The sequence below is a fragment of the Serratia sp. FDAARGOS_506 genome (assembly GCF_003812745.1).
In the GTDB taxonomy this organism is placed as follows: domain Bacteria; phylum Pseudomonadota; class Gammaproteobacteria; order Enterobacterales; family Enterobacteriaceae; genus Serratia.
This window is the reverse complement of sequence record NZ_CP033831.1, coordinates 1,661,425-1,675,320: the sequence shown is the minus strand read 5'-3', so window position 1 is coordinate 1,675,320 and position 13,896 is coordinate 1,661,425. Positions and strand designations below refer to the sequence as shown.

At 59.4% G+C, this 13,896-nt stretch carries 12 protein-coding genes and 4 tRNA genes; 5 read left to right on the top strand and 11 right to left on the bottom strand.

Annotated elements, in window-relative coordinates; translation table 11 throughout:
* Nucleotides 1–59: 59 nt before the first annotated feature.
* The 5 genes from yigB to EGY12_RS08125 form a co-directional block, all read right to left on the bottom strand.
* Nucleotides 60–776, bottom strand: coding sequence for a 5-amino-6-(5-phospho-D-ribitylamino)uracil phosphatase YigB (yigB, locus tag EGY12_RS08145; RefSeq protein ID WP_049271837.1), 717 nt, complete (start codon nucleotides 774–776; stop codon nucleotides 60–62).
* Complete coding sequence (xerC, locus tag EGY12_RS08140; protein WP_123893100.1) at nucleotides 776–1,687, bottom strand: tyrosine recombinase XerC; 912 nt, start codon at nucleotides 1,685–1,687, stop codon at nucleotides 776–778. Before xerC ends, yigB begins: the two co-directional genes overlap by 1 nt.
* On the bottom strand, nucleotides 1,684–2,397 hold the full coding sequence (locus tag EGY12_RS08135) for a DUF484 domain-containing protein (RefSeq protein ID WP_038874100.1): 714 nt from the start codon (nucleotides 2,395–2,397) through the stop codon (nucleotides 1,684–1,686). Before EGY12_RS08135 ends, xerC begins: the two co-directional genes overlap by 4 nt.
* Entirely contained in the window at nucleotides 2,394–3,218 is an 825-nt protein-coding gene (dapF, locus tag EGY12_RS08130; protein WP_049200051.1) for a diaminopimelate epimerase, read from the bottom strand. The genes EGY12_RS08135 and dapF overlap by 4 nt, the downstream gene beginning before the upstream one ends.
* Nucleotides 3,219–3,289: 71 nt before the next feature.
* Nucleotides 3,290–3,496: a lipoprotein gene (locus EGY12_RS08125; RefSeq protein WP_305792270.1), complete on the bottom strand. Its 207-nt coding sequence runs from the start codon at nucleotides 3,494–3,496 to the stop codon at nucleotides 3,290–3,292.
* Between the two features lie 78 nt (nucleotides 3,497–3,574).
* Here EGY12_RS08125 and cyaY point away from each other — a divergent pair, with 78 nt between their 5' ends.
* Nucleotides 3,575–3,895: an iron donor protein CyaY gene (gene cyaY / locus EGY12_RS08120; RefSeq protein ID WP_033645025.1), complete on the top strand. Its 321-nt coding sequence runs from the start codon at nucleotides 3,575–3,577 to the stop codon at nucleotides 3,893–3,895.
* 36 nt (nucleotides 3,896–3,931) lie between these two features.
* On the opposite strand, the gene EGY12_RS08115 is transcribed toward cyaY, so the two are convergent.
* On the bottom strand, nucleotides 3,932–6,484 hold the full coding sequence (locus tag EGY12_RS08115) for a class I adenylate cyclase (RefSeq protein WP_019452546.1): 2,553 nt from the start codon (nucleotides 6,482–6,484) through the stop codon (nucleotides 3,932–3,934).
* A gap of 316 nt (nucleotides 6,485–6,800) precedes the next feature.
* Between EGY12_RS08115 and hemC the strand changes: the two genes are divergently transcribed.
* From hemC to hemY, 4 genes are read left to right on the top strand one after another with little or no spacing between them, the layout of a single operon-like run.
* Nucleotides 6,801–7,742 carry a hydroxymethylbilane synthase gene (hemC, locus tag EGY12_RS08110; protein WP_041037210.1) on the top strand — a complete coding sequence of 314 codons (942 nt, stop codon included), beginning with the start codon at nucleotides 6,801–6,803 and terminating at the stop codon, nucleotides 7,740–7,742.
* Nucleotides 7,739–8,479, top strand: coding sequence for a uroporphyrinogen-III synthase (gene hemD / locus EGY12_RS08105; protein ID WP_123893098.1), 741 nt, complete (start codon nucleotides 7,739–7,741; stop codon nucleotides 8,477–8,479). The genes hemC and hemD overlap by 4 nt, the downstream gene beginning before the upstream one ends.
* A 22-nt stretch (nucleotides 8,480–8,501) precedes the next feature.
* Complete coding sequence (gene hemX / locus EGY12_RS08100; RefSeq protein ID WP_004934230.1) at nucleotides 8,502–9,626, top strand: uroporphyrinogen-III C-methyltransferase; 1,125 nt, start codon at nucleotides 8,502–8,504, stop codon at nucleotides 9,624–9,626.
* 3 nt (nucleotides 9,627–9,629) lie between these two features.
* The gene (gene hemY / locus EGY12_RS08095) at nucleotides 9,630–10,826 is read left to right on the top strand and encodes a protoheme IX biogenesis protein HemY (RefSeq protein WP_123893097.1); all 1,197 of its coding nucleotides are present in this window, start codon (nucleotides 9,630–9,632) and stop codon (nucleotides 10,824–10,826) included.
* A 723-nt stretch (nucleotides 10,827–11,549) separates the two neighbouring features.
* Here hemY and EGY12_RS08090 read toward each other — a convergent pair.
* The 5 genes from EGY12_RS08090 to EGY12_RS08070 all read right to left on the bottom strand — a co-directional run bounded on the left by EGY12_RS08090 (nucleotide 11,550) and on the right by EGY12_RS08070 (nucleotide 13,580).
* A tRNA-Pro gene (locus tag EGY12_RS08090) sits at nucleotides 11,550–11,626 on the bottom strand.
* Nucleotides 11,627–11,700: 74 nt separating this feature from the next.
* Nucleotides 11,701–11,787 (bottom strand) — tRNA-Leu (locus EGY12_RS08085).
* 41 nt (nucleotides 11,788–11,828) lie between these two features.
* Nucleotides 11,829–11,904, bottom strand: a tRNA-His gene (locus EGY12_RS08080).
* Between the two features lie 60 nt (nucleotides 11,905–11,964).
* Nucleotides 11,965–12,041 (bottom strand) — tRNA-Arg (locus EGY12_RS08075).
* Nucleotides 12,042–12,176: 135 nt separating this feature from the next.
* Entirely contained in the window at nucleotides 12,177–13,580 is a 1,404-nt protein-coding gene (locus tag EGY12_RS08070; protein WP_123893096.1) for an amino acid permease, read from the bottom strand.
* Between the last annotated feature and the right edge of the window lie 316 nt (nucleotides 13,581–13,896).

Here is a 13,896-nt window from a genome sequence, read left to right as displayed (position 1 = left end):
GGGAAAACCCGCCGGCGACGGGTTTTTCACTGGAAATTTATACAGAGTTCTGGCAGGGATTATAACAATGCTGTCAGCGATGCCAACTGCGAAATCTCAATATGCGGCAGCAGGCGGCTGTCGGCCGCCTGCATCAGGCAGCGTTGCCGATCGTTGATCCAACAGGCCTGCAGCCCCGCGCGCAGCGCGCCGGCGACGTCGGTAGTCAGATCGTCGCCCACGTGCAGGATCTGCTCGGGCGCCACGCCCAGCCGCTCGACGGCCAGGTGGTACATGTCCTGGTACGGCTTGGCGCGCCCGTCCGGCCCGGAGCGCAACACGAACTGGAAATAACCGTCCAGGCCACACTGCGCCGGATCGGCGTTGCCGTTGGTGATCGCCACCAGCGGGTAGCGTGCGGCCAGCGCTTTCAGCGTGGCGTGGGTCGCTTCCGGTACCTCGATGCGGCTGCGCCACAGTGCGAAGTTTTGCATCGCCGCATCGGCCCCGATCGCGGCGTCGGCGTCACGCAGCCCCTGCCGGCTCAGCGCCAGATGAATGGCGCGCCAGCGCCACTGGGTGACGTCGTGGTAGATCTCCGGATCCTGCTCGCGCAGCTCCTGGCGCAGGCGGTGGAAATCCGCCGACTGGAAGCTGCTCAGACCAGGATGATAGCTCTGCAGGAAGGCCACCGACTGTTGTTCGGTCTGCCTAATCACCGGGCGATTGTCATACAGCGTGTCGTCCAGATCGAAAGTCAGCGCCGCCAGCGGGCGCAGCGGGCGATAAAAATGCATCAGGATTTCCCCCGTTTGGCGCGCGGATGCGCGGCATCGTACACGTTCGCCAGATGTTGAAAGTCGAGGTGGGTATAAATTTGCGTGGTGGTCAGGTTAGCGTGGCCGAGCAGCTCCTGTACCGCGCGCAGATCGCCGCTGGACTCCAGCATGTGGGTAGCGAAGGAGTGGCGTAGCTTGTGCGGGTGGATATGGCTGTTGACGCCCTGTTTCACGCCCCATTCGGCGAAGCGCTTTTGCACGTTGCGCGTCGAGATGCGCCGCCCCTGATTGGACAGGAACATCGCGTCATCTTCCGGCCCGAACAGATCGCGCATCGCCAGCCAGTGTTCCAGCCAGGTGACGGCGGTGCGCCCAATTGGCAATTTGCGCTCTTTGCTGCCTTTCCCCATCACCCACACCTCGCCGGCTGCCATATCGACATGGCGGCAATCCAGCCCCACCAGCTCTGAGAGGCGCAGGCCGGCGCCGTACATCACCTCCAGCATGGCGCGATCGCGCACCGCCAGCGGATCGTTGAGATCGATCTCCAGCAGTTGGTTGATTTCATCGACGTCGATGTTTTTCGGCAGATGGCGGCCGCTGCGCGGCGTGCGGATGCCTTTCGCGGGGTTGGCGTGCAATACGCCCTGGCTGACCAGCCAGTCGAGGAAACTGCGCAACGAAGAGAGCCGCAGCGCCAGGCTGGCGGACTGCAGGCCGGCGCGTTTGCTGCGCGCCGCCAGCATACGCACCCGGGCGGCGTCCAGCGCCGCCCAGTCGGTGACGCCGATCTCCTGCGCCAGGCGCATCAGCGCCGCCAGCTGGCGCGAATAGCTGAGCTGCGTCAGCGGACTGAGTTGCCGTTCTACCTTGAGATAACGCAGAAAAGCGTCCACCGGCTGCTGCAGGCTGGGCGCAATCGGCGTCATGCGCGTTCGACCCAGCGTTCCAGCAGTTCCGGCAGCATGCGCGCCAGTTGATTGAGCATCACCGTGCCCATGCCCTGCTGATAGTGTTGCGTATCGCGACTGCTGAAGATCACCATGCCCAGTTCGCCGTCGTCGCCCAGCATCGACAGCGCCACCGAGCCAATCTGGCCAATCTGTTTGGCCTGCGGCAACAGCAGCAGCAGCTCGGGGCCGTTCAGGCCGCCGAGGTAGTGTTGTTCGCTGCCCAGCCGCTGAATGCGGAACGGCTCGAACGCCGAACGCGTCAGCGCCAGGTGGGTGAAGTCGGAAGGCGCGCCGATCTTCCAGCGTTCGGCGAACAGGCGCACCGTGGCACCGGCCAAACCGAAGCCGCGCGCCCAGCGCTGCAGCCGGTTGAGCATGTCCTGCAGGCTGTCGGCGGTGGCCAAATCGGCCTGCAGGTGCAGCAACCGGGCGAACAACCCTTCGTTGGCGCTGGCCTGTTCCATCAACAGCGTGATCTCTTCTTCCAGCCGTTCGATGTGATTGCGCTGGCGGGCCAGATGCCATTCCACCAGCGAAACGGTGCCGCGCACCGGGTGCGGCACGCGCATCTGCTCAACCTGGCGTGCGTTGCGAATAAAGAAATCCGGGTTCTGCAGCAGATACTGCATCACGGTGTCGTCATCCAGCGCCAGGCCGGCGACGCTCTGTTCTTCTACGCTTTTCATAGATGAATAAATCCGTCATAGACATGTGTTGCCGGGCCGGTCATAAACAGCGGGTTGCCCGGCCCTTTCCAGCGAATATGCAGGCTGCCGCCCGGCAGTTCTACATGCACCTCTTCTGACAGCAATTCCTGTTGGATCCCCACCGCCACCGCCGCACAGGCGCCGCTGCCGCAGGCCTGCGTTTCGCCGGCGCCGCGCTCGTAAACGCGCAGCTTGATGTGATCGCGGCTGACCACCTGCATAAAGCCGATGTTGGCCCGTTCAGGGAAGCGCTCATGCCCTTCCAGCACCGGCCCGAGCAGCTCAACCTTGGCGGTTTTTACATCATCCACCTGCAAAACACAATGCGGGTTGCCCATCGACACCACGCCGCACAGCACGGTCTGTTCCGCCGCGCGCATGATGTAGGTCTTTTCGGCTTTGGCGGCGCGGAACGGCACCGCCTGCGGATCGAAGTTCGGCTCGCCCATGTTGACACATACCAGATCGTCGTCGGTAACGCTGAGCACCATGCGCCCGGTTTGGGTGCTGACGCGGATATCGCGTTTGTTGGTCAGCCCTTTCAGCCGCACAAAGCGCGCGAAGCAGCGCGCGCCGTTGCCGCACTGCGCCACTTCGCTGCCGTCGGCGTTGAAAATTCGGTAGTGAAAATCCAGCTCGGGATCGTAAGGCGGTTCTACCACCAGCATCTGGTCAAAGCCGACGCCCAGGTGCCGATCGGCCAGCCGGCGGATCAGCTCAGGTGAAAAATAGACATTCTGTGTAACGGCATCGACCACCATAAAGTCGTTGCCCAGACCGTGCATTTTGGAGAACTGCATATCATACTCCGCTATCTGGACGCGCTATCCGTCTTGATTTTGCGGCGGCGCTCGCCACCGCAAACCGGGTGTTACTGGGCAACCATCGACGGTTTTTGCTGAGAGCCAGACTGCTCCTGCTGGTTCTTTTGCACCTGATCGCCCGTTTGCACCGGCGGTTTAGCCGGTTTTTGGCCGGCGGAGTCGGCAGGTGGGAAGTAAAGCGGGCCCTTCAGACCACAGCCGGCGAGGCCGGTCAGCAGAACTGCCATCAGCGCATAGCGTAGTTGTTTTTTCATTTGCATTAATGCCTGTAATTCATGCGTCCAAGGTCTCTATAATCGCAGGTGGATCATGAAAAGCAATAGGAATTGAATATGAACGACAGCGAGTTTCATCAGTTGGCCGACCAGCTGATGCTGAATATTGAAGAGACACTGGACGATTTTGACGGCGATGCGGACATCGATTACGAAACCAATGGCGGCGTGATGACATTGAGCTTCGAAAACGGCACTAAAATCGTCATCAATCGCCAGGAGCCGCTGCACCAGGTGTGGCTCGCCACCAAGGCCGGCGGTTACCACTTCAACTACCGCGATGGCGTCTGGGTATGCGATCGCAGCGGGCAGCCGTTTTATCAGCTGCTCAGCGAGGCGGCCAGCGCGCAGGCCGGTGAGGAACTGAGTTTTTCCTGAAGCGATGCAGGGCTCGGCAACCGAGCCCTTGCGGCATCAATGCAGCTGGAACTGCTGTTTGAGCGGCTGGGCGGCGCCGTCGGCCACCGTCACGCACAGGCTGGACAGCACGTTACTGCGGAACGGGATCACCTGCGTGCGCCCGTCGAGCTGCACGATCTGATAGAACTGCGGCAGGTTGAAGTTGATGAAGCTGGAGCCGTAGGTGAAACGATCGTGCGATGAAGAGTAGAAGCGGCTGACGTCGCGCACCAGCTCCTCTTTACTGCCCTCGCAGTGGTGATACACCTCCACCCGATTCGACTCGTCCAGAATATAAATGTTGAAGCCTTTGTCGTCCGAGGTGTCTTCGAAGAAGAACTGGATGATCCCCTCGCTGGCGAAGCCATCCACCACCGGCGGCAGATGCACCTGATCGGTTTCCACCTTGATAGACAGGCCGTGCAGCTTATTGTTGGAGATCGCGCCGTAAAACTCCACCGCGTTCTCCAGCTTTTGCACCGACACGCTCAGACGCTCGAAGAACAGACCCCAAGTCTGCCCGGCGACGCGTACCGCCTTAAAGCGACCGGGTTCCAGACGGGTGCTGGACAGGCGTAGCTCGATGCACTCCGACACCAGTTGCTGGATGCGGGTGCGGATCAGGCCGCGCAGGTGCTGGCTGTAGCAGAACACTTCCACCGACTCCGGCGGCGCGGCGTCCTGGTGCATTTTGCCGAGAATGGTCTTCAGCGCTTCCAACACCGACTGCTCGCCGCTGAAATGCAGAGTGCGCACTTCGTTCCAGGAGTTGCGGTACAGCAGATCGATGCTGCCCACCAGGCACTGCTGCTGCTGGCCGAAGCTGAACACGTCCAGCTTACGGAAATCGAAGTGCACCACCTGATTGCGGAAGGCGGCGGTCGGATCGTTTTCCAGATTGACGATGATTGCCAGGTGGCGAATTTCGCACGGGCTGTACAGCGCTTTCGGCGTCGGCGCCGGCAGGCGCAGCGGGAAGTGATGAGAAACGTCGGCTACCAGCTCCTGCAGCTTGGCGGTGTCGCACAGGTTGCCGCTTTTGATGTGCAGGCGGGTCTGCGGGGTCAGCAGGCCGTTGAAATAGGCCCAGGCCACCAGCTTGTTCAGGTAGCGGTTATATTCCAGCGGCTGATGGCTGACGATCGAATCCATGGCCGGCGCCTGATTATACAGGTACCAGCCGGTGCGGTTGGCGCGGCCAACCGGCACGTGAATAAAGGTTAAATCGTTTTCCGACAGGTCCGGCGAAATCTGCGGGTTCACCAGTGTCACCTTGCCGGGCAGCGCTTCGAACGCCGCGTACAGTTTGCGGGTCAGCACGCCGATATCCTGCGGGCTGGCACTGACGCTGAGGTTGTTGCGGCGGGCGAAACGGATCAGGTTGCGGTAGCTCTGCATCATCGCGTCGAGCAGTTCGTTATGCGCTTCGCGCACCCGCTCGATTTTCCAGTTGGCGCGGTTATCCAGCATCGCCAAACGCTCTTCGCTCCAGCCCCACTCGCTGACCAGTTGGCTGAGGATCTCACGCCGCCAGCCGACGCAGGCCTTGGCCAGCGACAGCTTTTCACACACTTTCAGGTAGAAACAGCGGCGGGCCAGATCGAGGCGGGTGGTGTCGTTGATGTCGGTCAGGTAGCGAGTGACGCGCTCGAGCATCATGCAGTAGGCGTCGAGCCCGAAGCTGACGATCTCGCCCTGATGCAGGCGGTGTTTGATGTCCGTCGCCAGCAGTTGGGTATTGGGGTATTCCCAGGAATAGGCTTCGAGCAGCAAGGTCTTCAGCACCGCCTTGTAAGGCGAATCGATGCTCTTGTACAACTGCCACAGGCTGGCGCCGAAGTACTCTTCCGCCGACAGCGAACTCAGGCCGCCGAGATCCAACCACTCGTTCGGCGTCAGCGCGCCCTGCGCGTACAGCGACAGCACGTATTCATCGTAGTGCGCTTCTTCTTCGCCCGGCACCATGTTCCACAGGATGCGTTTGCCGGCCAGGCGCACCGCGGTGCGGTAGAATTCGTCGAGCAACAGGATATGCTGCGTCGAGCCGCAGTCTTCGCCGCCCAGGCTGCCACTTTCATTATGGCGGAAGCGGTTTTCGTCGATCAGGAAGAAGCTGACTTCCACCCCCATCGAGGCGGCCCACTTCTCAAGCAGGCTGCATTTTTGCTGCAGGCGGGTCCGTTCTTCGTTGTCCAGCCAGGACTGGTGGCAGACCCAGATGTCGAGATCCGAGCTGCAGCTTTGGCCGATAGACGAGGTGCTGCCCATCGAATAGACGCCGGTGATCGGCAGTTCGCCGCTGGCCGGCTTGTCAAACGGGCTGCCCCACTTGTCTTCTAAATCGTTCAGGTAATCTTGTTGAGTTTCATCAGGCGTGTAGAGGCAAATGCCATGGGGAACGTTACCGTTCAGGTAACCCGGCATTAGCGGGTGGTGGTGGTGCAGTAAGGTGGGCAGCAGACTGTATACCCGTTGAAACGCGGGCTTCATAGCCGCCAGGGCGCGATCGACGCGTAGCTGATTGATCGCATCCAGTCTCTGCTTCAATGTCTCGATGTAGAGGTACAAGACGTCTCGCCTGATTATCCCGGTGTTTAGAAAAAAACCCGTATTCCATAAGCGCCGTTAGTGTAAGAAGAATATTTGGCGACTTATTGCTGGAAACGTGATCAATTTAACACCTTGCTGATTGACCGTAAAGGAGGTAACGCTTCACAATTATTGTAGCGCTTCCCTAAACGATTTACCCGCAGTGTTAACTGCCCCAAAGCCCATCACACGTCCCTTTGATTCCGTTGTCCTTTTTCCGCCTCCGGCTTCTTGCACTGACAGTATTGGCTCTCAGTGGTAGGATGGATGGCGAAATATAAAAACGGTAACAAGCATGTTAGACAAAATTATTCGAATTGCCACCCGACAAAGCCCGCTTGCACTTTGGCAAGCACATTATGTGCAGCAACGTCTGATGGCCAGCCATCCCGGCCTGCAGGTCGAGTTGGTGCCGATGGTCACGCGCGGCGACGTTATTCTGGATACGCCGCTGGCGAAAGTCGGCGGTAAAGGCCTGTTTGTTAAAGAACTCGAGCTGGCGCTGCTGGAAGGCCGCGCCGACATCGCCGTGCACTCGATGAAAGACGTGCCGGTCGATTTCCCTGCCGGCCTGGGTTTGACCACCATTTGCGAACGCGAAGATCCGCGCGACGCTTTTGTTTCCAATCGTTTCGCCTCGCTCGATCAACTGCCGCAGGGCAGCGTGGTCGGCACCTCCAGCCTGCGCCGCCAGTGCCAGTTGCGTGAACGCCGCCCTGATCTGATCGTACGCGACCTGCGCGGCAACGTCGGCACTCGCCTGGCCAAGCTGGACAACGGCGACTACGACGCGATTATTCTGGCGGTGGCCGGCCTGAAACGCCTGGGGCTGGAGCAACGCATCCGCAGCCCGCTGAGCGCCGAAGAGTGCCTGCCGGCAGTTGGCCAGGGTGCGGTCGGCATTGAATGCCGCCTTGATGACAGCGTCACCCGCGCGCTGCTGGCGCCGCTGAACCATGCGGCCACCGAAACCCGCGTGCGTGCCGAACGGGCGATGAACACCCGTCTGGAAGGCGGCTGCCAGGTACCGATCGGCAGCTATGCCGAACTGGATGGCGACAGCCTGTGGCTGCGCGCCCTGGTCGGCGCGCCGGACGGTAGCCAGATGGTGCGCGGCGAACGCCGCGGCCCAGCCGCCGAGGCCGAACGGATGGGCGTTGAGCTTGCTGAAGAGCTGCTGGCACGCGGCGCGCGCGAGATCCTGCGCGAGGTTTATCAGGGAAATCCGCCGGCATGACGATCCTGGTAACCCGCCCATCGCCTTCGGGAGAGCTGTTAGTGAGCCGGCTGCGCGCACTCGGCCGGGTTGCCTATCATGCACCGCTGATCGACTTCGCCCCCGGCGGAGATCTGCCGAAGCTGCCGCAGGCATTGCATCAGTTGAACGCCGGCGATCTGGTGTTCGTGCTGTCGCAACATTCGGTGAACTATGCCGATTCAGTCATCGGCCGTGTCGGGCTGACCTGGCCCGCTCACCTGGCCTATTACGCCATCGGCCGCACCACCGGGCTGGCGCTGCACCGCATCAGCAGTTTGCCGGTGGAATACCCGCGCGAACGCGAGATCAGCGAAACGCTGCTGCTGCTGCCGGCGCTGCAAAAACTGGCGGGCAAACGTGCGCTGATTTTACGCGGCAACGGCGGCCGCGAGCTGCTGGGCACGACGCTGAGCGAGCGCGGCGCCGACGTCAGCTATTATGAATGCTATCAACGCAGCCCGGTGCACTACGACGGCAGCGAGCAAAGTGCCCACTGGCAGCGCGCCGGTGTGGATACGCTGGTGGTGACCAGCGGTGAAATGTTACAACAGCTCTATACTTTAGTTCCTGATTACTATCGTTCTTCATGGCTGCTGCGTTGCCGCCTGGTAGTAGTGAGCGAACGCCTGGCTACCCTCGCCCGGGACTTGGGCTGGCGTACGATTCGGGTAGCTGACAACGCCGATAATGACGCGCTGATCCGCGCGCTACAATAATCTGACTATGGGATGTGCCACTATGACGGAACAAAATACCCCATCCGCCCCGGTTGAAGAGCCAACCACCGCGGTTGAGAGCTCCCAGCAGCCAGCCGCTGCCAGCCGCAAAGGAAAGAATACCGGCCCGGTGCTCGGCGCGATCGCTATCGTGCTGGTCATCGCCCTCGGCGCGGGCGGCTATTACCACACGCACAAGCAGGCGCAACAGTTGATCGCCGCCAATCAGGCGCTGCAACAGCAGCTTGAGGGCGTGAAACAGAGCCAGCAGCAGGAAAGAAATGCGCTGGAAGGCCTGTTGCAGCAGCAGGGCAAAACTCTGGACGCCGCCGATCGCGAGCAGGCGAACCTTGCGCGCCAACTGAGCGAACTGCAGGAAAAAGTGGCGACCATCTCCGGCAGCGACGCCAAAACCTGGCTGCTGGCGCAGGCCGATTTCCTGGTGAAAATGGCCGGCCGCAAGCTGTGGAGCGATCAGGACGTCACCAGCGCCGCCGCGCTGCTGAAAAGCGCCGACGCCAGTCTGGCGGACATGAACGATCCGAGCCTGCTCGACGTGCGCCGCGCCATTACCGAAGACATCAGCACGCTTTCTACGCTGACCCAGGTCGATTACGACGGCATCATCCTCAAGGTCAATCAGCTGTCCAATCAGGTGGATAACCTGCGTCTGGCGGATAACGACACCGACGAAGCGCCGATGGATCAAAACAGCAGCGAGCTCTCCGGCTCAATCGGCGAATGGCGGCAGAACCTGGCCAAGAGCTGGCGCAATTTCATGGCTGACTTCATTACCATCCGCCGCCGCGACACCAGCGCCGAGCCGCTGCTGGCACCGAACCAGGACATCTACCTGCGCGAAAACATCCGTTCGCGCCTGCTGGTGGCCGCGCAGGCCATCCCGCGCCACCAGAACGAGACCTACAAGCAATCGCTGGAAACCGTCTCTACCTGGGTGCGCGCCTATTTCGACACCACCGATCCGGCGACCAAAGCCTTCCTGGAAGAGCTGGATAGCCTGAGCCAACAGTCGATCTCGATGGACGTGCCGGATCAGCTGAAAAGCCAGCCGCTGCTGGAAAAAGTGATGCAGACCCGGGTGCGCAACCTGATGACCCAGTCCCCTGCCGCTCATCAGGAGGGTTAAGCCATGTTACGCGTGCTATTTCTGTTCCTGGTGGTGATCGCCAGCGTGGTGCTCGGGCCGATGTTGGCCGGGCATCAGGGCTATGTGCTGATCCAGACCGACAATTACAATATTGAAACCAGCGTCACCGGCCTGGTGATTATGCTGGTGCTGCTGTTCGTGGTGCTGCTGGCGATCGAGTGGATCCTGCGCCGTATCTTCCGTACCGGCGCCCGCACGCGCGGTTGGTTTATCGGCCGCAAGCGTACCCGTGCGCGCCAGCAAACCAAAGCCGCGCTGATCAAGCTGGCGGAAGGCGACTACAAGCAGGTTGAGAAGCTGATGACGCGCAACGCCGACCACGCCGAACAGCCGGTCGTGAACTACCTGCTTGCCGCCGAAGCCGCACAGCAACGCGGCGACGACTTCCGTACCAATCAATATCTGGAGCGCGCTGCCGAAGCGGCCGACACCGATCAACTGCCGGTGGACATCACCCGGGTTCGTATCCAGCTGGCGCAGGGCGAAAACCACGCCGCGCGCCACGGCGTCGATCGCCTGCTGAACCAGGCGCCGCGTCACCCGGAAGTGCTGCGCCTGGCGGAACAAGCCTATCTGCGCACCGGCGCTTATGCGTCGCTGCTGGAAGTGCTGCCGTCGATGCGTAAAATCGAACTCCACAGTGAAGAGGAGCTGCAGGCATTACAGCAACAGGCTTATATCGGGCTGATGAACCAGGCGATGGCGGACGAAGGTAGCGAAGGCTTGAAGCGCTGGTGGAAAGATCAGAGCCGCAAGACGCGTCACGAAGTGCCGCTGCAAATCGCGATGGTGGAACACCTGATCGAATGCAACGACCACGAACTGGCGCAGGAAATTGTGCTCGACAGCCTGAAGCGCCAATACGACGAGCGCCTGGTGCTGTTGCTGCCGCGGCTGAAGTCCGGCAATCCCGAGCAGTTGGAAAGAGCGCTGCGTCAGCAGATGAAACAACACGGCGCGACGCCGCTGTTGAACAGCACGCTGGGGCAGTTGCTGATGAAGCACGGCGAGTGGCAGCAAGCGGCCGACGCCTTCCGCGAAGCGCTGAAACAGCGCCCGGATGCCTACGACTACGCCTGGTTGGCCGATACGCTGGAAAAACTGCATCGTTCGGATGAAGCGGCGCAGATGCGGCGTGAGGGGTTGATGTTGACGCTGAAACAGAACGGCGGTGAATAGCGCCCTGCCCAAGTGAGAAAAGCGCGGCCCCAATGCCGCGCTTTTTTTTTGCCCGGTGGTTTTCTGAGGTGCAAAAAAAAACACTTGCCGTGTGGCAAGTGTATAAAGAAGCAATCAGGTCTAGGACAACAGGGGCGGTGCCTCACTCAACGTTCTGCCCTGAGCGTGATGACGGGTTAGTCATCGTTCTCGTGGGCGATAGGCACCCTAAATCGGCTCTGCGTCATTCCCAGGGTTTATGAGGCCTAAGGCGAACATAAGAGGTGGAATGAGCATCTACGCTATAGATAATGCACTTGGCGTGCCAATATTTTGATTGAGACCGTCACAATAGGAAAATAGAGTTCAATATATTGAAAATATTGTATTTTTATTTTATCCCCCCTTTCCCGTCACAAACCATTCCCTGGCGATCCTTGCCGGCGGCAGTTATGAGGATGTCGCTTCGAAACGACGACTTAAGCCAAAGCTAATTTTGTCTTTTAAAATCAATTAATTATTTGTCTCAACCTGACGACAGCGCTGAATGACGTTGTCGCTGAAAGCCAACACACTACCGGCAGACGCAAGATGCTAAATCCCAGAAATGCAAAAAGCCCGTGCAGTACTGCACGGGCTTGTCGATGTTCATTTCACGTCGCGAGGCTCGAATCTCCTGCGGAGGTGCTCATCCTCATAAACTGCAGACGTAAAAAAACCGACTTGCGTCGGTTTCTTTGAAAGTGGTCGGCGAGAGAGGATTCGAACCTCCGACCCACTGGTCCCAAACCAGTTGCGCTACCAAGCTGCGCTACTCGCCGATTTGTGTTGCTCATACTACCCGATTTATCAGACCGTTGTCCATATAAATCTTATATTTATCAGATATTTTGCGTGGTGCGAAGAGAGGGACTTGAACCCTCACGTCCGTAAGAACACTAACACCTGAAGCTAGCGCGTCTACCAATTCCGCCACCTTCGCACTGTCACAAAATACTGCTAAATCTTCACTTCGTTAGGAAGTGGGGTGGCTAATGGGACTCGAACCCACGACAACTGGAATCACAATCCAGGGCTCTACCAACTGAGCTATAGCCACCATTACTACTTCTTACTCACGCGGTAATATTACCACCGCAGCTCCTGCGCACAAACTTAATGGCGCGCCCGACAGGATTCGAACCTGAGACCTCTGCCTCCGGAGGGCAGCGCTCTATCCAGCTGAGCTACGGGCGCGTAGCGCCGTTGCGGGAGGGGATACTACGGATTTACGCCAATCCTGTCTAGTGCTTTTTCGCAGAAATGTTGCGTTTGATTACGCTTTGCTCACCCCCGCGCGCAAAAGCGCACTCCGTAGCCCCTTTTCACCGTTTATTGGCGCGTTTCTGCCCGATTTTCAGCCGGATGATGTTTCTTGTGCATGCCGAAAGCGAAGTAGCACAGGCTGACGCCCGCTAAGAAAATCGCGCCGACCAGCAGGGAAATCCGCGTATCCGGATTGATTCCCATGCCGACCAGCACGCAAATCAGAAAAGCGATGGTCAGATAGTTCACATACGGGAACATGATCGACTTAAAGCTGTGGTTTTTGATCGCTTCCTTATGGGCGCGGCGGAAATAGAGTTGGCTTATCAGCACCACGAACCACGGCACCATGCCCGGCAGCACACTGGCGCTGTAGACATAGACGAACACCTGCTCCGGATTCGGGATAATGTAGTTCAGCGCGGAACCCACCAACAGGCAGCCGATGGTGACGGCAATGCAGTTCACCGGCACGCCGCTGGCGGAAAGCTTGGTCAACGCCGCCGGCAGTTGGCGGTTCTTGGCCAGGGCGTACAGCATGCGGCCGCCGCTGTACATGCCGCTGTTGCAGCCGGAGAGCGCGGCGGTCAATACCACGAAGTTGATGATGCCGGCGGCGGCAACGATGCCGATCTTGGCGAAGGTCAGCACGAACGGGCTGCCGGTGGTGCCGATGCCGTTCCACGGGAAGATGGTGACGATGACGAAGATCGCGCCGACATAGAAGATCAGAATGCGCCACAGGATATTGTTGATCGCGCGTTTCAGCGTCACCTGCGGATTCTTGGCTTCCCCGGCGGTGATGCCCACCAGCTCAACCCCCTGATAGGAGGCCACCACGATGCACAGCGCAAACAAGAAGCCTTTCCAGCCGCCGGCAAAGAAACCGCCGTGCGCCGTCAGATTGGCGAAACCAATAGGTTCACCACCGTTGCCGAAGCCGAAGAAGATCACCCCCAGCCCCACCAGAATCATCACGATGATGGTGGTAACCTTGATCATGGCGAACCAGAATTCCAGCTCCCCATACAGGCGCACCGCCGCCAGGTTGGCCAGCGCCACCATCGCCACGGCGATCAGCGCCGGCACCCACTGCGGTATTTCCGGGAACCAGAACTGCACGTACACCCCGATGGCGGTGATCTCCGAAATGCCGACGGCGATCCACATAAACCAGTAGCCCCAGGCGGTCAGGTAACCGAAATAGGGATTCATGTATTTATGCGCGTAAACGGCGAACGACCCGGCGACCGGTTCGAGGAACAGCATCTCCCCCATCGAACGCATAATGAAGAACACGAACAGCCCGGCGATGATGTAAGCCAGCAGCACCGATGGCCCCGCCCATTTCAGCGTACTGGCCGATCCCATAAACAGGCCGACACCGATGGTGCCCCCGAGAGCGATAAGCTCGATGTGCCGGGCCTCAAGACCCCGGTGTAGCCCTTGCGGTTTCTCTTTGTGTGCCATAAATCCTCAATAATTTTTCTCGGGTTGTGTTTGCCTGCCGGCCGCTGCCGGTCGTTATTGTCATTATTAAAAGAATAAATCATCCCCTGCCGATTGGGTTGGCATCAACGGGTATTCGGAGCGAAGTTACCGTGAGAAGGACATCGTTCAGCGCTGTCGCATCAGGCTTCAGCGGCCAGGGATAATTTCCGGGCGGTATCGTTTCGCATTTCGCCGCTATAAGCAAACCGCAATTTAAAACTTTATGGAATAAATGCAACGACGCTTAGGGCCGGGGGTTATAGATATGCGGGAGAAACGTGCAAAAGCAGATTAT